This window comes from Tistrella bauzanensis, assembly GCF_014636235.1.
Lineage (GTDB): Bacteria > Pseudomonadota > Alphaproteobacteria > Tistrellales > Tistrellaceae > Tistrella > Tistrella bauzanensis.
The window spans coordinates 31075-55181 of record NZ_BMDZ01000029.1 but is presented as its reverse complement, the minus strand read 5'-3'; the positions used below and the strand labels follow the sequence as shown (position 1 = coordinate 55181).

Sequence of the window (24107 nt, the reverse complement as noted above, 5' to 3'; positions counted from 1 at the left end):
GTATTGTCTGTGGAACTGGCGCCACCATCCCCCGGCGCTGCCAGTGCGTGTCAGCACCAGCCTTCAGGAGCATCCCATGACCGACATCCGCATCAGGCTTCGGACGGGCCTCGGCGCCGCGATACTGATTGCCGGTGCCGTGGCCGGCGCGCCGTCTCTGGCGGCATCATCGGTGGCGGGTGCTTCGGGTGCTGCCGGTGGCGTGCCGGCGATTGCAGCCGCAAGCCAGGCCGAACCGCTGCCCACGCCTGAATTCGTGGCCGGGCTTGGTGCTGTCGAAGGCCATCTGCGGGTCGGCGGCGCGCTCTATGCCGACGGCAAGGCCACTGATGCCCTGGTTCACTTCCGCCGCCCGCTGGAGGTGTTGTATCCCGGCTTGAAGCCGTCGATCGACGCACGGGATGTGCCGGATTTCAAGCCGGAGCTGGAAGCACTGCTACAGGCCGCCAAGGCTGGGCAGCCCGCGGCCGGAATTTCCCGGCGGATCGATGACGTGCTGGTCAAGCTGCGCGCGGCCACCGCCAGTGTGCCGGTTGCCGAGCGGCGCGACATCCACACCGGCTTGAAGGTGGCAAGCCTGCTGCTGGGGACGATCGCCGACACCTATGGTGCCGCGGTGGTCGATGGCCGGATCGTCGATGCGACCGATTATCAGGCCAGCCTGGGCTATATGCAGGTGGCAGCCGGTGTGCTGCGGCAGGCAGCGCCCCGTTTCAAGGATGCCGATCCTGAACGCTGGACGATCGTGGCCCATGATCTGACCCGCCTGGCCCGCGCCTGGCCCAGCCTGTTGCCCCCCGAGCAGCCTGTGCTGAATGTGGCCGAGGTGCGGGCACTGGTCGTGAACCTGCGCCAGCAGCTCGACACGTTCTGAGCGACGGATCATGGGCAAGCGACGCACGACCCCGGAAACACCGGACCGCCCCCGCCGACGGCCGCGACCACGGCCCTGGCTCGCGATTGCCGCCGTGGTGGTGCCGCTGGCGGCGGCGCTTGTGCTGGCGCTGGTGCGTGGGGCTGTGATGATGGATGCACCATCCTCCGACCCGCCGCCGATCGCCGGTCCGGGAGCATCCTGACCGGCGGTCACGCCGATGCGCGGTGCACCGCTTCCATCGCCAGCCATGCGGCGCCGACGACCAGCAGCAGGCCGGCGGCGATATCGATGCGGGCGAGGGCGGGCGCGGTCAGCCGCCGCCCGAACCGATGCCCCGCACCTGCCAGCATCGCCCACCAGCCCAGCGATCCCAGAAACACACCCAGCGCCAGTGCGGCCGGCGTGGTGGTTCGAACCGCGCCGCCATCCATGGCACCGGCATCGCCGGCGGCGGCCCCAAGCCCCAGACCGGCGAACAGGCCGGCGAAGCTCGCAATGGTCATCGGGTTCGACAGGGTCAGCAGAAATGCGGTGACGGTATCACGCCCCCGACCCGGTGCCGTCGCTGCGGGCCCGGCATCTCCATGGCGCAGAACCATGCGCCCACGCCGGACGGCACCGATGCCGATCCAGGCGATCAGCACCGCGCCGGCCAGTTGGGGCCATAGCGGATCGAGTGCCGCCACACCCAGAACGGCGCCGAGCCCGAAGGCGGCAATCAACGCATAGACCAGATCGGCCAGCGCCACGCCCAGGCCGCAGGCCATGCCGGCGCCGAAGCCGCCGGTGACGGCGCGCCGCAGGCACATCAACCCGATCGGCCCGACCGGTGCCGCCACCGCCAGTCCCAGCGCCATGCCGCGCAGCAATGCATCGAGCGGCGTCATGATCTGGAGCTCGCAATCGGGCCGGCGGCCGGGTGGGGGAAGGCCGGGTCGGGGAAGGCCGGGTCGGGGAAGGGCGGCGGTGCGGCACCATCCTTCGGCGAGGACAGCGCGATCAGGCTGTGGCTGCGCACCAGCCCGTCGATCCGCTTCAGGCGGCCGAGCAGGGCTTCGAGCCCGCCGATATCGGCCACCCGCACCTTCAGCAGATAGGACCAGTCACCGGTGACGTGGTGGCAGTCGAGCACAGCACCATCGGCGGCGGTCGCTGCGATGAAGCCCGGCTCGGCCGCGGGGCGGTCCAGCGCCACGAATACGAAGCCCACCACGCCCCGACCTATGGCCACCGGATCCACGCGGATGGTCATGCCCTCGATCACGCCGCGTTCCGTCAGCCGGCGCACACGATCATGTGCCGCCGACGTGGAGAGACCGGCGGCCTGGCCCAGCTCTGCCATTGGGGTGCGGCCATCGGCCTGAAGTCGGGCGATGATGATCCGGTCGGCATGGTCGAGCATGGGAAAGCATCCTGTTCATTGATCATTATCTGGATATCATCCTGAAATATTCCAAACCAGAAGAATCTGTTCGAGTTTGGTGGAAAATTCAGGATCGCATCCGTCCGTGCGCGCGATTGTGATGTCTCACATGAGAATGAGTTGCAATTGCGGACACCTCCGCTTAAAGTCCGCATTGCGAGCCGGTCGCAACCTCACATCCGCATCCGGCTCGACAAGCCAGCCACCCAGCGCGTCCCCGCGCTCATCTGCCCCGTCTGGTCGCGCTGCGGGGTGCGTTGAGCGTCGTCGGATGCGTCAGGCAGCCAGTGCCCACTCTCGGGCGCGGCGCCTCTCCGCCCCAGGGGAGAACCGCCGTGCCCGTCCGGTCGCAAAGAACCGTCCTGAGAGGCTTGGCCCGTGTCGTCGCTGCCCAGACAATCCCTGTTTCATTCCCCGCATATGGCTGGCCACCGGTCGCTGAGCCGGCGCCTGCGGGCCTTCGGCCTGCTGCTGGGCGCCGGCACCGCGCTGGCCGCCGGCACCGTGCCGATGATGGCGCTGGCCGCCGATGCCGGGACCGGCGAGGTTCAGCTTGCCGCCGGCCGCGCGCCGGTTCAGCTCGACCCGGTGACCGTGCTCGGCACCCGCACCGAGAAGACCGTGAGCGAGGTTCCGGCGTCGGTGACCGTGGTCGGCGCCGAAGAGATCCGCCAGCGTCAGCCCGATGATCTGGGCGATCTGCTCGACGATATTCCCGGTGTCGAGATGTCGGGCGGCCCGCGCCGCACCGCTATGCAGCCGGTGATCCGCGGCCTGACCGGCGAGCGGGTTGTGCTGCGGGTCGATGGCGCCCGCCAGAATTTCGAAAGCGGCCATCGCGGCCGGATCTTCATCGATCCCTCGCTGCTGGAGCGGGTCGAGGTGCGGCGTGGGCCCGCCTCTTCGCTCTATGGCAGCGGCGCCATCGGCGGCGTGATGGAGGTCGAGACCATCAATCCCGGCACCTTCCTTGAGGATGGCGAGCCCTGGGGCGGTGAGGTCGGTGTCAGTTGGGAGAGCAATGGCGACGGCTTCGGCGGCCACGCGATCGGCGCCACCCGTCTGGGTGCCAATGCCGAGGCCCTGGTCGGCTTTACCGGCTTCGACGCCGATGATCTGGAGAACGGCGCCGGCGAGACCATTCCCTTTACCGCCGACGATGTCCGCAGCGGCCTTGTCAAGCTGGTTTTCCGGCCGGCGGAAGGTCATCAACTGACCGCGTCCTACATGCAGTTCCGCGACGAGCACATCATCCCGTCGGCCGCGAACACCAACACCAACAGCATCATCGTCGACCGCAAGACCGACCAGAAGACCATGACCCTGGGTTGGCGGTTTGATGGCAACGGCAACCCCTGGCTCGATCTGGACGCGAAGATCTACCGGACCGAGACCAGCCTCGACGAGCGCCGGCTCGACACCGGCCGGTTCGACGAGACCGACCTTGCCACCACCGGCATCGACCTTGCCAATACCAGCCGTTTTCAATTGGGCGGTTTCGGCAACCATGCCGTGACCTATGGCGTCGAAGCCTATCGTGACGATCAGGATGGTCACCGCAATGGCGATATCCGGCCGCAATATCCGGACGCGCAGCAGGACATCCTCGGCCTGTTCGTTCAGGATGAGATTGTGCTCTTCGAGCGCCTGACCTTCACACCGGGCGTGCGCTTCGACCAGTTCGACCGCGAGGCCAGCGGCCTTGAGAGCAAGTCGGACGACGCGGTCAGCCCCTCGATCTCGGTCGCCTATGCGGTCACGCCCTGGCTGAATGCCTATGCCAGCTATGCCGAGGCGTTCCGGGCGCCGTCGCTGACCGAACTCTATGCCACCGGCGAGCACTTCCCCGGCAACAACTTCGTCACCAACCCGGATCTACGGCCCGAGACCGCGAAGAACAAGGAAATCGGCCTGACCCTGTCGGAAAGCGACGTGCTCACCAGTGGCGACCGGATCACTGGCCGGGTCGCGGCCTTCCGCAACGACGTCGAAGACTTCATCGAGATGCAGGTGCAGTTCCTGGGTTATCCTGGAACGACCACCCGCAACAACGTTCAGGATGCGCGCCTGGATGGTGTGGAGTTCGAGCTGGCCTATGATGCGCCGCTGTGGTTCGCGAGCTTCGGGGCGGCCCGCATCCGCGGTGACGACCGCACCGAGGGCGACGCGCTGGGCGGCCTGCCCGGCGACAAGGTCTCGCTGGGCGGCGGCCTGAAATTCATGGGCGGCGACGTGGTGACCGGCTGGCGCATGGTCGCCCATGACAAACAGGATCGTGTCGCGACCGGCGAGGCCGTGACGCCGGGCTATGCCGTCCATGACGCCTGGGTCAGCTTCCAGCCATCGGACGGCGGCCTCAGGGGCGCCCGCTTCGACCTTGGCGTCGACAACGTCTTCGACAAGGCCTATCGCCCGGCCCTGTCGGAACTCGACGATCCGGGACGGACCGTGAAGCTGACCGCCGCCTATCGCTTCTGAGGCGGCACCGCCGTCGATTGACCGCTCACCATCCGAGGATACGAGCATGAGCGAGACCGCGCCCGCGGGCAACAGCCGCGGCCCCCATGGTGCCAGTGCCTGTTGTACTGGTCACAAGCAGGGCGGCCCGACGCCGCCGAGCCTGGACAGCATGGCGCTGTTGGGCGCCGCGGGCGAGGTTCTGATCGCACATTGCGGCGAGACCTATCGTCTGCGCCGCACAAGACAGAACAAGCTGATCCTGACCAAGTAAGGTCAGCCCCGATATGAGGACCGAGACGAGATGACCCGGATGTCCACAGACCAGAATGCCACCCAGCCGGCCGGTACGGCCGGCGACGACCTTGTCAGCCGCCGTGCGGCCCTGGCCGCCGCCGAGCCGGGCCTGCGCGTCCGCGATCAGGCCGAGCGGCTGGGCGTGTCGGAAGGGGAGTTGGTGGCATCGGCCGTCGGCCGTGACGGGGCCGATGGCGCCCGTGTGGTGTGGCTGGACGCCGATATCGGCGATCTGATCCGCGCGATCGAGACCCTGGGCCCGGTGATGGCGCTGACCCGCAACGACCATGCGGTGCACGAGATCGTCGGCACCTATGGCAATGTCAAGCTGGGCGCCCATGCCGGGCTGGTGATCAACAAGCCGATCGATCTGCGCCTGTTCCTGAAGCGCTGGCATGCGGCGCTGGCGGTCGAGGAAGCGCGCGGCGACACCGTGCTGCGCAGCCTGCAGTTCTTCGACATCCATGGCCTGGCCATGCACAAGATCTATCTGCGCCCCGACAGCGACCGTGCCGCCTATGACGCGCTGATCGCCACCAATCGTGGTGCCGTTCAGCAGGCGCCGGCCTTCGAGCCCGCCCCGACGCCTGAGCCGGTTGCGGCGACGGCACCCGAGGGGTTCGATGCCGACGCCTTCCTGACCGACTGGTCGCATCTGGCCGACACCCATGATTTCCTGCCGCTGTTGAACCGCCACAATCTGTCGCGTCCGGCGGCGCTGGCCCTGGCCGATGGCCGCTTCGCCCGCAAGCTGGGTGACGGCGCGTTCCGCGCGGCGCTGGAAGCGGCGGCGCGTGATCAGGTGAGGATCATGATCTTCGTGCCCAATCCGGGCTGCATCCAGATTTCGGGCGGCACCATCAACCGGGTGGAACCGCGCGGCCCCTGGATCAACATTCTGGATCCGGGCTTCAACCTGCATGTCCGCGAAGACCACATCGCGGCCGCCTGGCAGGTCGACAAGCCCACGGTCGACGGCACCGTGACGGCGGTTGAGCTGTATGACGATCGGGGCGATCTGTTCCTGATCATGGTGGGCGTGCGCGAGACGGGTGTGCCTGAACTGCCGGAATGGCGGGCGCTGGTGCATGCCCTGCCGGGCAGTGCGGCGTGACTGCGGCGATCGACAGCGGCCGGCGGCGGTTCCTTGGCCTGACCGCCGCACTCGGCGCGGTTGCGGCGGGCGGCCTGTTCGCCGGCTGGGCACGGCCGGCGCTGGCCGTGCCCGCCCGCATGGTCACCATCGGTGCCGCCGTCACCGAAACCGTCTGGGCGCTGGGGGCCGGCGACCGCATCGTCGCGGTCGACACCACCAGTATGAGTCCGGCCGCGGTGCAGCGTCTGCCCAAGGTCGGCTATATGCGCACCCTGGCTGCGGAAGGCGTGATCGCGACCGGTGCCATCCGGGTGATCGCCGATGACGGTGCCGGGCCGGCCTCGACGCTCGACCAGATCCGGGCTGCCGGAATCGATCTGCGGATGGTGACCTCGGCCACCCGCATCGATCAGGTCGAAGCGGCGATCGTGGCGGTGGGTGACGCCATCGATCTGCATGATCCGGCGGTGGCGCTGGGCCTTCAGGTCACGGCGGCACTGACCGAGGTTGCGGAAGCGGCCTCGGCGCGGCCGGTGCATCCGTCGGTGATGTGCCTGATCGGCGTCGGCAATTCCGGGCTGATGGCGGCCGGGCGCGACACGGCCGCGGCGGCCGTGATCCGCCTGGCCGGTGGTCGCAATGCCTTCGAGTTGAGCGCCGACTATGCCCCGATCTCGGCCGAGGCGGCGGCGGCGATGGCGCCCGAGGTTCTGGCGATGCCCACCCATGCGATCGCCCGCCTGGGCGGGCGCGAGGCGGTGCTGGCCTTGCCGCAGTTGCGGCTGACCCCGGCGGCGATGGCCGGCCGGCTGATCGCCATCGACAGCCGCGCCCTCTCGGGGCTGGGGCCGTCCACCGCCGATGTCGCGACCGCATTCGCGGCCGATCTGGCGCAGGTGATGGGGTAGGACCGGATGGCGGCGACGCTGGATGATACCGCCGTGACCGCCGGTCGGGCCTTGCCGATGCATGACCAGCGCCACCGCGCCCGACGGCGTCTGGGCGCGGTTCTGATCGTGGCGCTGATCGCGGTTTCGGTGCTGGGCCTGGCCGTGGGGCCGCTCGCGATCATGCCGGCCGATTATCCGGCGGTGGCGCGGGCGTTGCTGGTGCGTGCCGGCCTGCTCGATCCGGCCGCGATCGCCGTTGCGGCCGATCAGGCGTGGGCGGATCAGGCGCGGGCCGACCAGATCAAGGCGGCGGTGCTGCTGGATATCCGTCTGCCGCGCCTGATTCTGGGGATCATGGTGGGCGGCGTTCTGGGACTGTCGGGGGCGGTGTTGCAGGGCCTGTTCCGCAATCCGCTGGCCGATCCGGCCCTGATCGGCATTTCGGCCGGTGCTGCACTGGCGGCCGTGGCCACAATCGTGCTGGGGCATGCGCTGCTGCCGGATCTGCCGGCCTGGGCGGCATCGGCGCTGGTGCCGGCTGCGGCTTTCGCCGGCGCCATTTCGGCCACCATGCTGGTCTGGCGCCTGGCCGGCGGTGCCGCCTCGGGGGGCGGCGAGGGTGTGGGCGGCGAGGGTGGGGGGCACGACATGTCGCTGCTGCTGCTGGCCGGTGTCGCCATTACGGCAATCGCCAGCGCCGGCGTCGGTCTGTTCGCCTTCATCGGCGATGATCAGCAATTGCGCGAGTTGACCTTCTGGTCGATGGGCGGTCTTGGCGGTGCACGCTGGGGTCTGCTCTGGGCGCCGCTGCTGGCGATCTCGGTTGCGGCCTGGCTGTTGCTGCCGCTGGCACGCGGGCTGGATGCCCATGCACTGGGCGACCAGGATGCCTACCATCTGGGTGTCGACGGCAAGCGGCTCCGGCGCCGGGCGGTGATCGGCGCGGCACTGGGCGTGGGTGCCGCCGTCGCGGTGTCGGGCACGATCGGCTTCGTCGGTCTGGTGGTGCCGCATCTGGTGCGGTTGATCGCGGGGCCCGGCCATCGCGGCGTGCTGCCGCTGTCGATGCTGGCGGGCGCGGTGCTGCTGGTCGGCGCCGACCTGCCGGCACGGCTGATCGTGGCGCCGGCCGAACTGCCGATCGGCATCGTTACCGCCCTGATCGGGGGCCCATATTTCATCCACCTGCTGCGGGCGCGTATCCGCGGTGGCGGCTGACCGCGTCCCGCCCGCCCTGTTTTCTGGAGCCTTCGCCCATGCTCAGCCTCACCCGTGTGACCTGCCGCCGCGGCGGCAGGGTTCTGGTCGATGAGGCCAGCCTGGACATCCGGCCCGGTCATCTGGTCGCGATCCTGGGCTGCAATGGTGCCGGCAAATCAACGCTGCTCGGCCTCGCCACCGGCGCCATCCGGCCCGATGGCGGGCGGGTCGCGCTCGACAATGTGTCGCTGGAGCGGATACCGGCCGAGCGGCTGGCCCGCCGGCGGGCGGTGATGAGCCAGGCCGATATGCTGGGCTTCGGTTTCACCGCCGCCGAGGTGGTGGCGCTGGGCCGGTCGCCTTTTCGTGGTGTGGCCACGCCGGATGAGGATCATGCTGCGATCCGCGCTGCGATGACCGAAACCGGCATCGAGCCTCTGGCCGGGCGCATCGTCACCCGGCTGTCGGGTGGCGAGCGCCGGCGGGTGCAACTGGCCCGCACGCTGGCGCAGGCGGCGGGATGTGCTGCGGAACCTGGCACACGGGCATTGCTGCTGGATGAACCCAATGCCGCGCTCGACATCGCCCGCCAGCGCGATCTGGCGCGGGTGATGCGGCGCGCGGCCGAGGGTGGCCTCGCGGTTGCGGCGGTGCTCCACGATCCCGATCTGGCGGCGGCGGTCGCCGATGAGGTGGTGCTGATGCGGGCAGGGCGGATTCTCGATCGCGGCGCACCGGCACAGGTGCTGACCCCGGCCGCAATCGACGCGGTCTATGACGTCACCGCCGAGGTGATGATCGACGCCACGACCGGGCGCCCGAAGATCGGTTTCGCCTGGCTCTGACGGTGGGGCCTCTGACAGTGGGGTGGGGCGCGGCGCCGGCACCTCAGGCGACGGCGGCGCCGGCCATGTAGCCGGGCACGGTGGCCCGTCGGGGCCGAAGGACCAGTGTCAGGCGCCGCGGCCGGCGGAAGCTGTCGCCGGCGATGGTGGGATCGCAGTCATCTGCGGGCGCGATGTCGGCGAAGCGTTCAGCCAGACGCCGCAGGGCTTCGGCGATAATCGCCGAGGCCAAAGGTCGGCCGGGGCAGGCATGGCGGCCGGCGCCGAACGACAGCACCGGCACCGGTGGCCGGCCGGGCATGAAGCGTTCGGGATCGAACTGGCCCGCTGCGGGGAACACGGTCTCGTCGCGATTGGCGCTGGCCAGGAACACCCGGACCGACGCACCCCGTTGCACGGTCACGCCACCGATCTCGGTCTGGCCGCGCACGAAGCGGGTGGTGTCGTGCTGGGGCGGCTGAAACCGCATGACCTCCAGGGCGAAGCTGTCGGCAAGGCTTGGCTCCACGGCCAGCCGGTCGATCAGATGGCGATGCCGCAACAGCACCGCCAGCGCGTTGGCGATTGCCGACAGCGGCGTTTCCACACCGGCGGCCATCATCAGAAGGATCAGGCGCATCAACTGGGTGCGTTCCAGATCGGCCGCCATCCGCTGGACCCTCAGCGCCAGAGCCGCCGGCCGTGGCGACAGCCCCTGATCGATCAGCCGTCCGATCAGGGCTTCCAGCGCGCGGCGTTCATCGGCGATGCCGCCGACGTCGCCGTCACTCTGTTCTATATAGCGGCTGACGCGCGACAGGTGATGGGCAAGGCGATCGCCGGTCGCGGCATCGATGCCGAACAACCCGCTGATCACCCCGCGCGCGATCGGCTCGGCCAGCGCCGCGACGGCATCGACCGGTTCATCTGCGGGCAGGTCGGCCAATGTGGCGCCGATCAGCCCTGGCGCCAGACCGGCCACGGCAGCCGCCACCCCTTCGAACCCCAGAAGATGCTGTGCTGCACGACGCTGCGCCAGATGGCGATCGCCATCGATATCGAGCAGGGTTTCGCCAAAGGCCTGACGGGTGCGTTTGAACGGATATTCCACCGTGAAGACCGGATCGGTCAGCACCCGCATCACGTCGGCATGCCGCACCACGCATAGCTGGCCCAGGCGTTCCGACCACCAGACCGGGCGGGTCCGGCGGGCGACGGCATAGGCCGGCCACGGATCGGCGCGAAAGCCGGCCGAGCCGAAATCGATCGGCTCGTCCTGCCCGTTCGCCGCCGCGGGGGCGGGCGCGTCGTCGCTGCCGTATCCGCTATAGGTCATCAGGGCTCTCCGCGACATCAGTCATGGCACGCCTGCCGGGGGATTCGGTCAGGGGGCTGTCTGTTGTGAACGATACCATGAAGCCTCGCACCGCAACATGGTCGCAACTGCGGCATTGCCACGCGCCGCCGCCGGTCGAGGTCATATAGGGGCGGTTGCCGGGCGTGCCAGCCCGTCGCCGGTCCGGGCGGAGGCAGGCTCGATGTTGCGGCACTTGCCGCGGCGACCGATCGGCGGCCTAATCATCATGGGACAGGTATCAACAGACACCGGTGCCTCTTGGCGCATGCAGGTGTCCCATACGGGTCGTGGCCATGAAGATCATTAATGAATTCAGAGAGTTCGCCGTAAAGGGCAACGCATTCGATCTCGCCGTCGGCGTGATCATCGGCGCCGCTTTCGGCAGCATCGTGACGTCGCTGGTCAATGATATCATCATGCCGCCGATCGGATTTATCACCGGCGGCATCGATTTTTCCGACATCTTCATCAATCTGAGCGAGGTTGAATACACCAGCCTTGCCGCCGCCAAAGAGGCCGGGGCGGCAACGATCAACATCGGTGTGTTCATCAACCGGGTGATCAGCTTCCTGATCGTGGCCTGGGTGCTGTTCCTGCTGGTGCGGCAGATGAACCGGATGAAGCGGCGGGAAGAAGCCGCTCAGGTGCCACCGACGCCCGCAGCGCCGCCACCGCCTGCACCGGAACTGGTGGTTCTGGAACAGATCCGCGATCTGCTGGCCCGGGATCAGGCGGGCGGGCCGGGCGCAGGCCGTTCGCCGACGACGGGGCGCCCGCAATCTTGACGGCTGGTCTGCCGGATCGTCGTCGTGTCTGACAGGCCGCCACGGCAACGACCTTCGACGTTGTGGCGTTACCGATCGGCAACAAGCTCGTCCTGCGGCAGACCGGCGGTTTGAAGCGCAAGGCATCCGGCCGGAATATCCGTCAGACATGCATCGATCTCGGTGGATTGCGCCTTGATGACAAGTTGACGTATCAACATGGTATGTGGTTAAAATAACGCAACTGTGGCAGTCTTGCTGCTGCACTAACGCAAGGGGCTGACAAAAGCCGCGTCAATCCCCATAGTCTGGGGGAGGCGAACATTGTGGCGGGCGGATCTGCCAGCATAGTCCGGCCAGGGCATCTCGATGTCGGGTCGGGCGACGCTGGCGCGATGGCAAAGACCTGCACTGGCGCTGACAAACGACCCTGATACCAGGAGACCCCCTAGCGATGAATCGCAAGCTGACAGTGGCCGCCGTGGCCGCAGCATTCTGCGCCCTCCCTGCTTTTGCGCATGCGCAGGATGTGGCCAGCGAAATCGCGCTTCTGCGCGGTGGCGAGCCCGGCTGGTATGGCTCAATTCTTGGTGGCGTGAACATGCAGTCCGACTCGAGCTTCAGCTCGGGTCTTGCCGGTGGCAAGGTCGCCGCCGAGTTCGACACCGGCTACGGCGTCGTCGGCGCGATCGGCTATGATTTCGGCCGCGTCGCGCAGTGGGGCGGGTTCCGCACCGAACTCGAAATCGGCTATCGCCAGAACGATGTCGACAGCCTGTCGATCGGCGGCAGCAACCTCGCCAACAGCGATGGCGATGCCACCGTCTGGTCGGGTATGGTCAACGTCTATCACGACCTGTACCTGCCGGCGTCGCGCCTGACACCCTATATCGGTCTGGGCGTTGGTGCGGCCTATGTCGAATATGACAGCTTCTCGGCGGCCGGTGCCCCCGGTGCTATGAGCGACGACGACACCGTGCTGGCCTATCAGGGCATCGTCGGTGCCTCCTATGCCCTCAGCCCTGCCATGTCGCTGGTTGGCGAATACCGCTATTTCGGCACCCAGGCCGTGGAAGTCACCAGCGGGGCGGCCGATGGCTCGGTCACCAGCAGCGACACCTATGGGTCGCACAACGTGATGGTGGGTCTGCGGATCAATTTCTGATCCCTGACGCGTCAGCGTCGACCTGAACAATGGCCGCCGGTGTTCTGCACCGGCGGCCATTGTCGTTATATACACGCGGCTGGCGGGCGGGCGTCGGTGGTCGTGACATATCTCTGCCACTGGCGCCTCACGGCATTGGGGCCATATAGAATGGCATTGGCGGAAATGGCGGCCGATGTGCGGCTTCCCCGTGCATGGCAGCCCAGCGCGACACCGCCCGGCGCATGCCCGGACCGTATCCGGGCAGCCCTTCAGCGGAAGACGAAAAATGATGTTCCGGACGACTTTCCGGCAAGTGACGCCGTCGCGGCGGCAGGGTCGGCGCGCGGCACTGCTTCTGGTCGCGAGCCTTGGCGCTTTGGTCGCCGCATGCAGCGGACCGACACCGTATCAACCGCTGCTGCATGGCGAGGGCTATGCCAATCAGCGGCTTGAAGACAATCGTTTCCGCGTCAGCTTCGCCGGCAACGCCGCCACCGACCGGGCGACAGTGGAAGACTATCTGCTGTATCGTGCGGCCGAAATCACGCTTCAGACCGGCCATGACTTTTTCATCGTCGTCAGCCGCGATGTCGAGCCAGACCGCCGCTACAGCTATAACCCGCCGCCGGCCTGGGGCTGGGGGTGGGGAAGCGGGCGCGGTGCCGGATATGGGGTCGGCATGTCGACGGGGTCGGCAGAAGCGGATACCCGCTACACCGCCTGGCTCGAAATTCTGGTCTATGCCGGCCGTAAGCCGGACCAGCCCGACGCCTATGACGCCCGCCAGATTACCCAGGCCATAGCGCCCGGGCTGCGCCGGCCCCGGGTGGACTGATCGGCCCGGCTCGCCTGAGCCGATACCGCACCGCGTCATTTTGCCGCAACCTTCCATGACATCATGCATGATGCCACGGTCTTGTTGCACATGCGTCGCAATCTTCATGATACTCTATATCTCAACCACTTCGGGCCGCGGTCACGGTGCCCGCAAGTGGTGCGCGTGCTGTCATCGCGAATGATTTGCAATCGCGTAAACTTGGGTGTAGCGTCCGACGCGACGTCCAGCCGATCAAGTCCCGGAGACATCTGACGAATGAGCACGGAAACCCAGACCTCCGCGACCACGCCGCCGCTGACCGCCGCGCCTGCCAACGCTCCGTCGCCAGCGTCCGCCCCGGTGCCGGCTGCCGCCGGTCAGGCGCCTGCAGCGGTCGGCGCCACGACCGGCGCCGAGGCCTCGACAGAGGGGCAGGGAACAGGCACGCCAGAGGCCGGCATGACCGCCGGCGCCACCGACCTGACCGGTTTCACGCAACCGGGCGACACGGTCGCCACCACCGAAGCCGATGGTGGTACAGGCTCCTCGACGCTGGATCTGCTGATTGCGGGCGGGCCGGTGGTTGGGGTTCTGGGCGTGCTGTCGGTGATCGGGGCCGCGATCATCCTGCTCAAGATCTGGCATTTCGCCCGCGCCGGCGTCGGGTCCGGGCGTCGTTTGAACCGCGCGGTCGACCGCGCGGTTCGCGAGGGCCCCGACCAGGGCCGGGCGGCCCTCGATGGCGTGACACATCCGGGCGTCGACGTGATCCGGACCATTCTCGACGGCCGCATCTCGGGCGTGCCCGAAGCGGCATTGCGGGAAGAGGCGGAGCGCATCGGTCTTGCCCGGGTCGAGACCCTGCGCAGCCATCTGCGTGCGCTGGAACTTGTTGGCGGCATCGCGCCGCTGCTGGGCCTGCTCGGCACCGTCCTTGGTATGATCACGGTGTTTCAGACCCTGGAAACCGCAGGCTCCGCGGTTGATCCGTCGCAATTGTCGGGCGGTATCTGGGAAGCGCTGCTGACCACGGCCGTCGGCCTGATCGTGGCCATTCCCTGCGTGCTCGCCCATGCCTGGCTTGAGCGGCGGGTGGATCGCACGGCGCATGTGGTCGAGGATGCGGCAACCCGGCTGTTCGTTGCCCGCGATCTGGCACGGCCCGCGGCACCCATGGCCATGAGCCATCGCCCGATGGCCGGAGGCCTTGCACCCGAATTGCGGACCGCGCGCGCGGCCGGCCCGTCGGCCTGATGACCGGGGCCTGATATCATGCGCCTCAGCCGGAAGCATCGTCGTTCGGGGCTCGCCATCGGACTGACGCCGTTGATCGACGTCGTGTTCATTCTTCTGCTGTTCTTCATGCTGGCATCTTCACTTGCCGACTGGCGGGTGCTGGAGATCATCATGCCCAGACCTGCGGCCTCGCCGCCGACGCAGACCGCCAGCCGCAGTGACATCGCCGTCATCGCAGTGGCTGCGGACGGCCAGTTGCAGCTCGACGGCGCCCCCATTGCCGCCGATGCGCTGGGCACGCGGTTGTCGGCCCGCGCGGCGGCCAACCCGGCTCTGAAGGTGCATGTCCGCCCGGTCGAGGCAGCGCCGATGCAGGCGGTGGTCTCGGCGCTGGAAGCGGCCGGTGCGGCCGGTGCGGCCTCGGTCGAGGTGCGGGCCCGATGAGACTCCGGCAGAGCTCCCGTGCGCGGAATTCAGACGATGCGCTGATTCCGCTGATCAATGTCGTCTTCCTGCTGCTTGTGTTCTTCATGGTCGCCGGCACCATCACGGCCGGCGATGCCTTCCGCATTCAGCCGGCGCGTATCGCCGCCGAGGCGCGCAAGGATGCGGCCGATGGCCGGCGGGTGCTGCTGGTCGGTGCCGATGGCCGCATGGCTTATGATGGTGAAAGCATCACCATCGGTGCATTGAGCGAGCAACTGGCGCTGACGGTTCAGGGCGCCGCGGATCGTGGCCTGTCCTTGCAGCCCCTGGCGGTGAAAACCGATGCCGGCGCGCCAGCCGGTACGGTGATCGCGGCCACGGAGGCGGCACGGGCCGCCGGCTTTCCCGGCGTGGTGCTTCTGGTTCAGCGGGTGCCGGAATGAGTAATCCACGCAACAAGACCCGGCGCAATCCGGCCGACGCGCCGGGGCGTGGTGCCATGACGGTGGCGATGGTGACGGCCGTGGCACTGCATGGTGCTGGCGCGCTGTGGCTGTTGAACCAGCCGGCAGAGCCCGCCGGCTTGCCGGGCGAGGTTGCGATCGTGATCGGCTTTGGCGGTGCCGGTGGCGATGGCGGCCAGGGCGGCGAGGGCGGTGGCAGCGTCGATGCCGCAGCCGATGCCGCACCGGAAGCGACGCCGGCGGCCCCTGCGGCCCCGGAAGCGCCACCAGTTCCCGAAGAACTGCCGCCGCCCGACGAGCCGGAGCCGGCACCTCAGCCGCTTCCAGAACCGGTTCCCGAACCGGAGCCCGAACCTGAGCCAGAGCCCGAACCTGAGCCAGAGCCCGAACCGGAACCTGAGCCCGAACCGGAACCTGAGCCCGAACCGGAGCCCGAGCCCGAACCTGAGCCAGAGCCCGAACCCAGGCCGACGCCGCAAGAGGTGCGGGAGATGGCGGCGGTGTTGCCACGGGCCAAGCCGACGCCACCGCCGGCGCCCGTGCGGCCCAAGCCGGCGCCGCGCGTCGAGGCCCCGAAGCCCGCACCGGCCCCCCGTGCCGGCGCCGCGGCGGAACCGGATGAGGCGGAGGGCGCCACCGGCCTGCAGGCTGCCGGTCAGCCCGGCAAGCTTGCAGGCGCCGCCGGGGCTGCGGGTGCACCCGGGCTTCCGGGCGGCGGGCAGGCTGGTGCGGCCGGTGCGGCAGATCCGAAGCTGGTCGATCTTTACAATGCGCGCGTCATGGGCTGGCTGGAGCGGCATCGCCGCTATCCGCGCTCGGCGCAGCTGCGCAACCAGCAGGGCACGGTGCAGCTGGAATTCTCGCTGGATGGCGAAGGCCAGGTGGTGTCGTGGCGCATCGTCAGGCCGTCGGGGATCAGCGCGCTCGATCGTGAAACCGAACGGATGATCGAGGCGGCGTCGCCATTCCCGCCGCCGCCGCCCGAGATTCTGGAGCAGGGCCGCAAGTCCTTCGTGATCCCGATCGTCTTCCGGCTGAACTGATCCGGCAGCAGGGACCGCACCAAGAAAAAAGGCCCCCAGCATCACGGGATGCCGGGGGCCTTGTTCGAGCTGCCGCCGGGGAGAGCCGGCAGTGGCTGCCCGATCAGGCGGCCGAGTGCTGAGAGCCGTCGGCCGGATTGGGGATGATCGCCACGGCAGCGGCGGTCTTGCGCGCCTTGCGGGCGGGCAGGGCTGCCACCAGGGCCATCACCAGACTTGAGCCATAATTGGCAGCCTGCAGCAGCATCAGCGTGACCCAGAACCGGCTTTCGACGAAGGGCGCATAGACGATCGAGATGCCGATCGCCACGCCGACCAGCGAGACGGCGAGGATGGTTTCGTTGCGGGCCATCTGGAAGGCCTGCATCAGCGCTGGCTGGTTTTCCGCCTTGGGCGTGCGGAAGAACGGCAGATGGCGCGTGACCAGACCATAGAGCACGGCGGTGCCGATGGTGAAGCTGAGGCTGAGACCCGCCAGGCAGGCCGCGAGTCGGTTGCCGATGGAGCAGTTCACCCGGCCCTGATAGAGCCCGATGATGTGGATGGTGCGGATCGCGAAGCCCGCCAGCGCCGGCACCACGAACAGCGAGGACGGCAGTTCCACGATCGCCGGGAAGGCGATGGCGAGTGCGCCCCAGATCACCGACATGACCGCGATGATCAGCCCGACCGCGTCGGCGGCCCAGCCTGCCCAGCCGGACAGGAAGTGATATTTCTGCATCGGCTTCAGCGCCGACGGCGTCCGGCCGACAATCCGGCCCATATGGGCGCGCATGATCTGCATGCCACCATAGGCCCAGCGGAAGCGCTGCTTCTTATAGGCCATGAAGCTGTCGGGCGTGACACCCCAGCCGAAGCGGTGGTTCGAATAGACCGAACTCCAGCCGTTCTCCATCAGGCGCAGGCCAAGCTCGGTGTCCTCGCAGATGCACCATTCCGACCAGCCACCGACGCTTTCCAGCGCCGCGCGGCGGATCATGGTCATGGTGCCATGCTGGACGATGGCGTTGTGGTCGTTGCGCTGAACCATGCCGATATCGAAGAAGCCGGCATATTCCCAGTTGGTCGCCGCCTTGAACGGGTGATCCTGCCAATCGCGGTGATCCTGCGGCGACTGAACGAAACCCACGGTCTCGTCGGCGAAATGCGGGGTCATCTTCCGCAGCCAGTCGGGCGAGACGACATAGTCGGCGTCGATGACCGCGACCACCTCGGCATCATCCGCCATGTTGTGCCGCGCATAATTCAGGGCGCCGGCCTTGAAGCCCGCCAGCGGCGAGACATGGAAGAAGCGGAACCGGGGGCCCAGTTCTTCGCAGATCCGCTCAAGCGGGCGCCAGACGGCCTCGTCCTTGGTATTGTTGTCGATGACCAGCACCTCGAAATCCGGATAATCCAGACGGGCGAGGGCGGTCAGGGTTTCGCGCATCATGTCGGCTGGCTCGTTATAGGCCGGGACATGGATCGACACCTTGGGCAGCTTGAAGCCGTCCGGCGCCGTCTCGACAGGCTCGCTCGGCCGCTTGCGGCCACGCGCGAACAGCACCTCGACGAACTCCAGCGTCTGCGACAGCAGCAGGATGACCAGCATGCCCATCATCACCGCCAGCACGCCGCCGGCGACCGCGCCCGAGATGTCCATGTACTGGACGGCGAAGCGATAGCCCACCCAGGCGACTAGCCCGGCCGAGGCCTGCACCAGCGCCACAAAGGCAATCCGGCCGGTCCACGACACGTCGCGTCGACGCCCCAGGAAATAGAGATTGAGCGGCAGGGCGATCAAGGCCGCGGCCAACGCGATCGCGGGCCAGGCCGGCAGCGGCGCCACCGGGCCGGTCAGATCGAATTTCGGCTGCCGGTCGGCGTTCCAGTAGCCCCAATAGGCACCGACGCCGCCTTCGTCATACCGCTTCCACGGCTGATCGAACGCTTCCATCAGATAGAAGCTGATCCCTTCGGCCTTGGCGCGGGCGTTCAGCTTGCGGATGAACTTCGCCTCCTGCGCCAGCGACGGCTGGGCGGCATTGAAGGCGCGGCCATCCGACGGCCAGCCGGCCTCGGCGATCAGGATCGGCTTGCCCGGGAACATCCGCTTCAGACGGTTGTGCATGGCCACCGTATGCTCGATCGACTGATCGACGGTCAGGCCTTCCCAATAGGGCAGGATGTGGATCGCCAGAAAATCGGCGGCACGGCCAAGTTCCGGATGCTCCAGCCAGACATGCCACGGCTCGGCGGTCGACACCGGCTGGCGGACCTGGCTTTTCACCTGACGGATCCGGGCGATGACCTGATCGACCGTCTGGTCGGCGCGCAGGATCGACTCGTTGCCCACCAGCACGCGGGTGACGTTCGGATTCCGGCGGGCGCCCTGAACCAGGCTTTCGATCTCGCGGTCGTTCTTGGCCTCGTCCTTGTCGAGCCACGACCCCATCGTCACCTTCAGGCCGCGCTCACGCGCGATCGCGGGCACCTGGCCCTGAATGCCGAGGCTGGAATAGGTGCGGATCTCGCGGAACGTGGTGGCCACCAGCGACAGATCCTCGCGGACCTGATCAAGCGTCGGTTCCTCGCCGGCCTTGGGGTCGTTCTCCGGACGAAAAGGGGAATAGGCAGCACCGAGCAGCGGTTCAGTGACCGCAGGAAGTTCCCGCTCGTGCTGGTTCGGAAGAGCCCAGAAGGCAACGTTTCCAAGCGCAATCACGGCCGTTACGGCAACAGCGCCGATCCAGCCGCGCGTCTTGCCACGCGTCTTCATGGTCGGTTCAGCAGGCATGTCGTTCGGCACGATCCAGCGTCCCAAGTGATGCCACAGAAAAACGGCGTACCCCGGAATGGAGGACGCCATGAGCCAACCAGTCGATGTTCAAGTGGACTTAAAGGCTGTGCCCAACGATTTTCCGGTCATCGGGCCAACGGATCACACCTTTTTGAAGGCGTCGTAACCGTTTCTTTACTTCCAGCTTTGCCTCAGAGAACCGGGCGTCGCCACACCCGAGATGTCCTCGTCTAACCGTTCTTTTTTTCTAGGCGACGCAGCCCTGCGTCGGTTACGAGTTATATATGCTCAGTGCCAAGGCACGCAACGGCGGATCACGCATAGCCATGTGTCAAGATATGTACCGGGAACATCCCTCGGCCCTGTTTATGCCCCTTGCCGGCCTTCTCATCGCCGCAGCCGTGCTGACAGCCCTGTGGTTGAGGGTGGAGGTGGTCCAACCGGAGACATTGACCTGGGCCTGCCTCGCCGATGCCCGTCCTTTGTGGTGCGGCCCACGCCAACTGCTGCTTGAGGCGTTCAACCTCGGGATCTTCGGAGGGCTGGCCCTGATCGTGTCGGTGGCGGCCCTGCTGGTGACGCATCCGCTGGGCCGCAAGCTGGCGCTGGCCGGGCTTGTGCTCTCGATCTTCGCCTTTGCGCTCTACAATGCCGGGGCCGCGGCTCCCGCGGCCGTCTTCGCGTCTCTCAGGCTGATGCGCGCGCGCGGCTGAACAATCCGGTCGCGATCACGAGGCCCGCACCCGCCAGGATCGCGCCGATGATCTGGGCCGGCAGCGGCGCCGTGCCATACAGCACCCAGGTGAAGCCCATCGCCGCCACCGGCACCAGATTATAGGCGAGCGCCGCCCGCGCGGCCCCCAGCGCCATCACGCCGCGCGTCCACCAGACATAGGTGAGGACCGTGCCGCCGATGGCCAGGAATCCGATCAGCGGCCACAACCCTGGCGCCGGCGGCAGAATCTCGACGCCATGGCCTGCGACCAGCGCCGCAATGGCGAAGCACAGCGCGCCCAGGCTCATGGTCACGGCGGTGGCGATGTCGGGCGGTGTCGCCTTCAGGCGCAGGCGCGCCAGAACGCCATAGAGTGCCCAGCCGGCATTGCCGGCCAGGATCAGCCCGTCGCCGGGGTTGAAGCGCAGAGCCGCCAGATGGGCCAGGTCGGGCATCGACACCAATGCCACGCCGGCCATACCCAGTACCAGCCCGGCAACCAACCGCCGGCCGGGCAGGCCTGCGCCCATCATCCCGCCGAACAGGGCGGCAAGTGCAGGATTGAGGGTCATGATCAGCGCGGCGTTGACCGGCGAGGTCATCGGCAGGCCGGTGAACAGGCACCACGAGAACCCGAACACGCCGATCACCCCCATCAGCGCCAATGGCACGCCGTCGCGGAACAGGGACGGCATGTGCAGGCGGCGGTGGATCAGCAGCGGCGGCAGCAGTACGGCGGCGGCGATCAGAAAGCGCCAGAAGCCCAGCCCATAGATGCCTGTATCCGGCACCAGGATGCGCGCGGCGATCAATGTGGCGCCCCAGAGCAGGGCGGTGAGCAGCAATCCGGCCTGAACAGGCATGTGGCGGATCTCCGGTTGGTGGCAGCCGCGGGCTCGCGGCCGTCGGTTGCCGGGAGCTTGCCCTTGGCGGTATCGGGCTGGTACCACAGATATGAATGATGAGTTTTTCACTTTTGAAAATCTAATGCGGCGCGGGGCCGATGCAGCATGGGGGCCGATGATGGCGCGGATCAACTGGGACGATCTGCAGGTGGTGCAGGCGGTGTTCGAGGCCGGCACCCTGTCCGGCGCCGCCATCCGCCTGGCCAGCAGCCCGGCGACCATCGGTCGACGGGTGGCGGCGATCGAGGCGGCGATGAATGTGGTGCTGTTCGCCCGCGGCGCCGGTGGCTATCTGCCGACCGCGGCCGGCACCGCGCTCGCCCGCCGGCTGGCCCCGGTCGCCGAGGCCCTGTCGGGGTTGGAGCGCGAGGCGGCGGCATTGTCGGGGCATGTCCGTCTGGCCACCGCCGATACCCTGGCGGTCTATCTGGTGGCGCCGGCATTGGCCGGGCTTGCAGCCCGTCGCCCCGACATCACCGTGGAACTGCTGGCCAGCGCGCGGCGGCTCGATCTGCTGAAGCACGAGGCGGATCTGGCCCTCAGACTGGCCCGGCCCGAAGCGCAGGGCCTGCTGATGCGGCGGGTGGGGCGCATTCGCTATCACCTGTATCTGCGCCCCGACCGGCTGGAGACGGTCAGGGCCGGTGGCCGAGTGCCGCTGATCGGCTGGGATCGTGGCTTTCAAGGATTGGCTCTGGCACGTTGGATGGCCGAGGCGCTGGGCCATATGCCGGTCGGGATGAAATCCGACAGCATTGAGGTGCAGCGCGCCGCTGCGGCCGCCGGCCTGGGCATTGCGGTGCTGCCGGATTACATGTGCGGACCCGGCAGCGGCCTGGTGCCGCTGCCCGAGGCGCCGGTACCACCCGACCGGCCGGTATGGCTGGTGGCGCGCCCCGATATGGCGCGCATGCCGGCGGTGCGGACGGTGATGGAGGTGGTGGCGCGCGCGGCCCGGCGGGCGCTTTCCGAACGCCCGGACTTTGCAGCGTCGTCCCCGGACGCTATCAATGAACCCGATCGAGATCTTCCGGCATCATCATCCTGAGGAACGACCTTTCATGCCGCAGACCCCGCGCTTCCGGTCCGGCCCCCTGCCTGCGGCCGTACGGCCCGTCGACGGAGCCGGCGGCCTGCGCCGACCGGAGCCGGCCGACGTGCTGGTGGCGGATCTGGGCGGCACCAATCTGCGCATTGCCCGCCGCGACCGCCGTGGACGCCTGACCATGATCGGCCGTGCCGCCACCGCCGATATCACCGATCTGGCGGCCACCCTGCGCAGCACCTGGTTGAAAGCCGTGGGCACCGTGCCGCAGGCGGCGGCGATCTGTGTCGCCGGCCCGGTCGATGGCGCACGTGGCGCCGCCGTGCTGACCAACCGGCCGGGGCTCGCGATCGAGGCGCGCACGCTGGGCGCCGGGCTGGGCCTGCCATCCGTTGCGGTGGTCAACGACCTGATGGCGCAGGCGACCGGGCTTGGCGTGATGACCGAGCCCGGGGACGGTGCCGGCGGCCACCGGCCGGATGACCGTTTCGAACATCTGCTCGCCGGCGCTGGCGACACCGCAGCGCCACGCCTGCTGATCGGCATCGGCACCGGCTTCGGCACCGCGCTGTTGCTGCCCGGCCATCATGCCTTGCCGCAGGTGGTGCCGGCGGAAGGCGGTCATATCGCCTTGGCGGCAGAGACTGCCGATGAATGGGCGGTGATCGATGCCGCGCGCGCCCTGCCGGGCGTTGCCGGCGTGATGTCGCATGTTTCACTAGAGGATCTGGTGTCGGGGCATGGGCTGGGGCGGCTGGTGGCGGCGGTGGCTGCCACACGCGATCTATCGGGGCCGGGCATTGGCGGTGCTGCGTTGACGATGGACCCGCCGGCACTGGCGGCGGCGGCGTTTGCCGGCGACGATGCCGCTCAGGCGGGCTTCGCCTTGTTCTCGGGCTGGGTGGGGGCCGCGGCCGGTGACCTTGCCATTGCCACGGGCGCCCGTGGCGGCGTGGTGCTGGCCGGCGATCTGCTCCATGGCCTGGGTCCGCTGTTCGACCGCGATCTCGTCGCCGCACGGTTCAGAAGCAAGGGGCGGTTTTCCAGCTATCTTGCTGATGTTCCACTTGATATGGCGCCAGCCGGAGATGATCTGGCCCTGATCGGCCTGGCCCGCATCGCCGATATCCGGGCGGCACGTGCCGCCGGCCCGGTTTTCGATTGACCCTGATCTTCCCCGACCGCTGAGGCAGATGACCATGACATCGCAGGATATGCCCTCGCCAGCCGCGGCCGGCTGCCACATGCCGGGCGAGTTCGAATGCCATGACGGCTGCTGGCTGATCTGGCCCGAGCGGCCCGACAACTGGCGGCTGGGTGCCAAGCCGGCGCAGGCGGCGTTCACGGCGGTGGCGACCGCGATCGCGGCCGTGGAGCCGGTGACGGTCGCGGCCTCGGCCGGGCAATGGGCCAATGCCCGCGCGCGGCTGCCCGGCCACATCCGGGTGGTGGAGATGACCACGAATGATGCCTGGGTGCGCGACACCGGCCCCAGTTTCGTGATCGACGACCGGGGCGGCCGGATAGCGGTCGACTGGCGGTTCAATGCCTGGGGCGGTCTGGTCGACGGGCTGTACTTTCCGTGGGATCGCGATGATCAGGTGGCGGCCAAGATTGCCGGCATCGAGGCATCCGCTGTCTGGCGGGCACCGATCGTGATGGAAGGCGGCGCCGTTCATGTCGATGGTGAGGGCACCGCTTTCGTGACCGCCGAATGCCTGCTGTCTCCCGGCCGCAATGCCGCGCTCGGCCGGGATGCGACCGAGACGGCGCTGAAGGCGGCGCTGGGGGTGGATCTGGTGATCTGGCTGCCGCGCGGGGTGCATCTGGACGAAACCACCGGCCATGTCGACAATCTGCTGCATGTGCCGGCACCCGGCATGGTCTGCCTGACCTGGACTGACGACATGGCCGACCCGCAGCGGTCGATTTCGGAAGAGGCCGAGGCGGTGCTGGCCGAGGCGCGCGATGCCCGCGGCCGCCGCCTGGCCATCCACCGTATCCATCAGCCCGGCCCGCTCACCATCACCGCCGACGAGGCGGCGGGCGTCGACATCGTGGCCGGCAGCCAGCCGCGCCGCGCGGGCGACCGCATGGCCGGATCCTACTGTAATTTCTATATGGCCAATGGCAGGGCCAATGGCGCCGGGGGGCGGCGGATCGTGATGCCGCTGCTCGACCATGCCCGCGATCAGGCGGCGGCCGATGCGATCGCTGCCGCCTGTCCGGGATGGGAGGTGGTGGGTGTGCCGGGGCGCGAGATCCTGCTGGGCGGCGGCAATATCCATTGCATCACCCAGCAGGTGCCGGCGCGACGCCGGCCCGGTGCGGCCTGAGCAACCGTG

At 68.2% G+C, this 24107-nt stretch carries 24 protein-coding genes; 19 read left to right on the top strand and 5 right to left on the bottom strand.

From position 1 onward, the window contains the following. Positions 1 to 76: 76 nt before the first annotated feature. Complete coding sequence (locus IEW15_RS13055) at positions 77 to 874, top strand: hypothetical protein (protein ID WP_188578547.1); 798 nt, start codon at positions 77 to 79, stop codon at positions 872 to 874. A 10-nt stretch (positions 875 to 884) separates the two neighbouring features. Beyond that, a complete protein-coding gene (locus IEW15_RS13050) occupies positions 885 to 1079 on the top strand; it encodes a hypothetical protein (RefSeq protein ID WP_188578545.1) in 195 nt (64 codons plus the stop codon). A gap of 7 nt (positions 1080 to 1086) precedes the next feature. Here IEW15_RS13050 and IEW15_RS13045 read toward each other — a convergent pair whose 3' ends face one another. Both IEW15_RS13045 and IEW15_RS13040 read right to left on the bottom strand, forming a co-directional pair. Beyond that, complete coding sequence (locus tag IEW15_RS13045; protein WP_188578543.1) at positions 1087 to 1764, bottom strand: LysE family translocator; 678 nt, start codon at positions 1762 to 1764, stop codon at positions 1087 to 1089. Next, positions 1761 to 2279 carry an Lrp/AsnC family transcriptional regulator gene (locus IEW15_RS13040; RefSeq protein WP_188578541.1) on the bottom strand — a complete coding sequence of 173 codons (519 nt, stop codon included), beginning with the start codon at positions 2277 to 2279 and terminating at the stop codon, positions 1761 to 1763. The genes IEW15_RS13045 and IEW15_RS13040 overlap by 4 nt, the downstream gene beginning before the upstream one ends. Positions 2280 to 2678: 399 nt before the next feature. On the opposite strand from IEW15_RS13040, the gene IEW15_RS13035 reads away from it, so the two are divergent. Genes IEW15_RS13035 through IEW15_RS13010 form a run of 6 tightly spaced genes read left to right on the top strand, consistent with a single transcriptional unit; the run spans position 2679 to position 9085 of the window. Next, positions 2679 to 4778: a TonB-dependent hemoglobin/transferrin/lactoferrin family receptor gene (locus IEW15_RS13035; RefSeq protein WP_188578538.1), complete on the top strand. Its 2100-nt coding sequence runs from the start codon at positions 2679 to 2681 to the stop codon at positions 4776 to 4778. A gap of 46 nt (positions 4779 to 4824) precedes the next feature. After that, positions 4825 to 5031, top strand: coding sequence for a hemin uptake protein HemP (hemP, locus tag IEW15_RS13030; protein ID WP_188578536.1), 207 nt, complete (start codon positions 4825 to 4827; stop codon positions 5029 to 5031). 39 nt (positions 5032 to 5070) lie between these two features. After that, the gene (locus IEW15_RS13025; RefSeq protein ID WP_188578534.1) at positions 5071 to 6168 is read left to right on the top strand and encodes a hemin-degrading factor; all 1098 of its coding nucleotides are present in this window, start codon (positions 5071 to 5073) and stop codon (positions 6166 to 6168) included. After that, positions 6165 to 7058 carry a heme/hemin ABC transporter substrate-binding protein gene (locus IEW15_RS13020; protein ID WP_188578532.1) on the top strand — a complete coding sequence of 298 codons (894 nt, stop codon included), beginning with the start codon at positions 6165 to 6167 and terminating at the stop codon, positions 7056 to 7058. The genes IEW15_RS13025 and IEW15_RS13020 overlap by 4 nt, the downstream gene beginning before the upstream one ends. 57 nt (positions 7059 to 7115) lie before the next feature. Beyond that, the gene (locus IEW15_RS13015) at positions 7116 to 8258 is read left to right on the top strand and encodes a FecCD family ABC transporter permease (protein ID WP_372402857.1); all 1143 of its coding nucleotides are present in this window, start codon (positions 7116 to 7118) and stop codon (positions 8256 to 8258) included. Between the two features lie 38 nt (positions 8259 to 8296). Beyond that, the gene (locus tag IEW15_RS13010; RefSeq protein WP_188578528.1) at positions 8297 to 9085 is read left to right on the top strand and encodes a heme ABC transporter ATP-binding protein; all 789 of its coding nucleotides are present in this window, start codon (positions 8297 to 8299) and stop codon (positions 9083 to 9085) included. A 43-nt stretch (positions 9086 to 9128) separates the two neighbouring features. Here the strand turns inward: IEW15_RS13010 and IEW15_RS13005 are convergent, their stop codons facing one another. Then, positions 9129 to 10400, bottom strand: a complete 1272-nt coding sequence (locus tag IEW15_RS13005; protein WP_188578526.1) for a cytochrome P450 — start codon at positions 10398 to 10400, stop codon at positions 9129 to 9131. Between the two features lie 320 nt (positions 10401 to 10720). Here IEW15_RS13005 and mscL point away from each other — a divergent pair, with 320 nt between their 5' ends. The 7 genes from mscL (at position 10721) to IEW15_RS12970 (ending at position 16318) form a co-directional block, all read left to right on the top strand. Further along, entirely contained in the window at positions 10721 to 11206 is a 486-nt protein-coding gene (mscL, locus tag IEW15_RS13000; RefSeq protein WP_188578577.1) for a large conductance mechanosensitive channel protein MscL, read from the top strand. A gap of 433 nt (positions 11207 to 11639) precedes the next feature. Beyond that, on the top strand, positions 11640 to 12350 hold the full coding sequence (locus IEW15_RS12995) for an outer membrane protein (RefSeq protein WP_188578524.1): 711 nt from the start codon (positions 11640 to 11642) through the stop codon (positions 12348 to 12350). Between the two features lie 271 nt (positions 12351 to 12621). Further along, entirely contained in the window at positions 12622 to 13167 is a 546-nt protein-coding gene (locus tag IEW15_RS12990; protein ID WP_229708070.1) for a CC0125/CC1285 family lipoprotein, read from the top strand. Positions 13168 to 13425: 258 nt separating this feature from the next. Further along, positions 13426 to 14403: a MotA/TolQ/ExbB proton channel family protein gene (locus IEW15_RS12985; RefSeq protein ID WP_188578522.1), complete on the top strand. Its 978-nt coding sequence runs from the start codon at positions 13426 to 13428 to the stop codon at positions 14401 to 14403. An 18-nt stretch (positions 14404 to 14421) separates the two neighbouring features. Beyond that, complete coding sequence (locus IEW15_RS12980) at positions 14422 to 14829, top strand: ExbD/TolR family protein (RefSeq protein WP_188578520.1); 408 nt, start codon at positions 14422 to 14424, stop codon at positions 14827 to 14829. Beyond that, complete coding sequence (locus tag IEW15_RS12975; protein WP_188578518.1) at positions 14826 to 15254, top strand: ExbD/TolR family protein; 429 nt, start codon at positions 14826 to 14828, stop codon at positions 15252 to 15254. The genes IEW15_RS12980 and IEW15_RS12975 overlap by 4 nt, the downstream gene beginning before the upstream one ends. Then, positions 15251 to 16318: an energy transducer TonB gene (locus IEW15_RS12970; protein ID WP_229708069.1), complete on the top strand. Its 1068-nt coding sequence runs from the start codon at positions 15251 to 15253 to the stop codon at positions 16316 to 16318. Before IEW15_RS12975 ends, IEW15_RS12970 begins: the two co-directional genes overlap by 4 nt. Before the next feature lie 103 nt (positions 16319 to 16421). Here the strand turns inward: IEW15_RS12970 and IEW15_RS12965 are convergent, their stop codons facing one another. Next, positions 16422 to 19094, bottom strand: a complete 2673-nt coding sequence (locus IEW15_RS12965; RefSeq protein ID WP_188578516.1) for a glycosyltransferase — start codon at positions 19092 to 19094, stop codon at positions 16422 to 16424. Positions 19095 to 19465: 371 nt separating this feature from the next. On the opposite strand from IEW15_RS12965, the gene IEW15_RS12960 reads away from it, so the two are divergent. Next, complete coding sequence (locus IEW15_RS12960) at positions 19466 to 19810, top strand: hypothetical protein (RefSeq protein WP_188578514.1); 345 nt, start codon at positions 19466 to 19468, stop codon at positions 19808 to 19810. On the opposite strand, the gene IEW15_RS12955 is transcribed toward IEW15_RS12960, so the two are convergent. Then, positions 19785 to 20675, bottom strand: coding sequence for a DMT family transporter (locus IEW15_RS12955; RefSeq protein ID WP_188578512.1), 891 nt, complete (start codon positions 20673 to 20675; stop codon positions 19785 to 19787). The genes IEW15_RS12960 and IEW15_RS12955 overlap by 26 nt on opposite strands. Positions 20676 to 20832: 157 nt before the next feature. On the opposite strand from IEW15_RS12955, the gene IEW15_RS12950 reads away from it, so the two are divergent. The 3 genes from IEW15_RS12950 to aguA are packed head-to-tail and all read left to right on the top strand — an operon-like array spanning position 20833 to position 24098. Continuing rightward, on the top strand, positions 20833 to 21765 hold the full coding sequence (locus IEW15_RS12950; protein ID WP_188578510.1) for a LysR family transcriptional regulator: 933 nt from the start codon (positions 20833 to 20835) through the stop codon (positions 21763 to 21765). A gap of 13 nt (positions 21766 to 21778) precedes the next feature. Continuing rightward, the gene (locus IEW15_RS12945; RefSeq protein ID WP_188578508.1) at positions 21779 to 22927 is read left to right on the top strand and encodes a glucokinase; all 1149 of its coding nucleotides are present in this window, start codon (positions 21779 to 21781) and stop codon (positions 22925 to 22927) included. 28 nt (positions 22928 to 22955) lie between these two features. Next, on the top strand, positions 22956 to 24098 hold the full coding sequence (gene aguA, locus IEW15_RS12940) for an agmatine deiminase (RefSeq protein WP_372402754.1): 1143 nt from the start codon (positions 22956 to 22958) through the stop codon (positions 24096 to 24098). The last annotated feature ends 9 nt before the right edge of the window (positions 24099 to 24107 follow it).

Coding starts and splice junctions, on each gene's coding strand:
- IEW15_RS12970 (WP_229708069.1), top strand. CDS start 15,251: ATGAGTAATCCACGCAACAAGACCCGGCGCAATCCGGCCGACGCGCCG.
- IEW15_RS13015 (WP_372402857.1), top strand. CDS start 7,116: ATGCATGACCAGCGCCACCGCGCCCGACGGCGTCTGGGCGCGGTTCTG.
- IEW15_RS12975 (WP_188578518.1), top strand. CDS start 14,826: ATGAGACTCCGGCAGAGCTCCCGTGCGCGGAATTCAGACGATGCGCTG.
- IEW15_RS13005 (WP_188578526.1), bottom strand. CDS start 10,400: ATGACCTATAGCGGATACGGCAGCGACGACGCGCCCGCCCCCGCGGCG.
- IEW15_RS12945 (WP_188578508.1), top strand. CDS start 21,779: ATGCCGCAGACCCCGCGCTTCCGGTCCGGCCCCCTGCCTGCGGCCGTA.
- IEW15_RS13045 (WP_188578543.1), bottom strand. CDS start 1,764: ATGACGCCGCTCGATGCATTGCTGCGCGGCATGGCGCTGGGACTGGCG.
- IEW15_RS12950 (WP_188578510.1), top strand. CDS start 20,833: ATGATGGCGCGGATCAACTGGGACGATCTGCAGGTGGTGCAGGCGGTG.
- IEW15_RS13025 (WP_188578534.1), top strand. CDS start 5,071: ATGTCCACAGACCAGAATGCCACCCAGCCGGCCGGTACGGCCGGCGAC.
- aguA (WP_372402754.1), top strand. CDS start 22,956: ATGACCATGACATCGCAGGATATGCCCTCGCCAGCCGCGGCCGGCTGC.
- IEW15_RS13010 (WP_188578528.1), top strand. CDS start 8,297: ATGCTCAGCCTCACCCGTGTGACCTGCCGCCGCGGCGGCAGGGTTCTG.
- hemP (WP_188578536.1), top strand. CDS start 4,825: ATGAGCGAGACCGCGCCCGCGGGCAACAGCCGCGGCCCCCATGGTGCC.
- IEW15_RS12985 (WP_188578522.1), top strand. CDS start 13,426: ATGAGCACGGAAACCCAGACCTCCGCGACCACGCCGCCGCTGACCGCC.
- IEW15_RS12955 (WP_188578512.1), bottom strand. CDS start 20,675: ATGCCTGTTCAGGCCGGATTGCTGCTCACCGCCCTGCTCTGGGGCGCC.
- IEW15_RS13050 (WP_188578545.1), top strand. CDS start 885: ATGGGCAAGCGACGCACGACCCCGGAAACACCGGACCGCCCCCGCCGA.
- IEW15_RS12960 (WP_188578514.1), top strand. CDS start 19,466: ATGCCCCTTGCCGGCCTTCTCATCGCCGCAGCCGTGCTGACAGCCCTG.
- IEW15_RS13040 (WP_188578541.1), bottom strand. CDS start 2,279: ATGCTCGACCATGCCGACCGGATCATCATCGCCCGACTTCAGGCCGAT.
- IEW15_RS12965 (WP_188578516.1), bottom strand. CDS start 19,094: ATGCCTGCTGAACCGACCATGAAGACGCGTGGCAAGACGCGCGGCTGG.
- IEW15_RS12990 (WP_229708070.1), top strand. CDS start 12,622: ATGTTCCGGACGACTTTCCGGCAAGTGACGCCGTCGCGGCGGCAGGGT.
- IEW15_RS12995 (WP_188578524.1), top strand. CDS start 11,640: ATGAATCGCAAGCTGACAGTGGCCGCCGTGGCCGCAGCATTCTGCGCC.
- IEW15_RS12980 (WP_188578520.1), top strand. CDS start 14,422: ATGCGCCTCAGCCGGAAGCATCGTCGTTCGGGGCTCGCCATCGGACTG.
- IEW15_RS13055 (WP_188578547.1), top strand. CDS start 77: ATGACCGACATCCGCATCAGGCTTCGGACGGGCCTCGGCGCCGCGATA.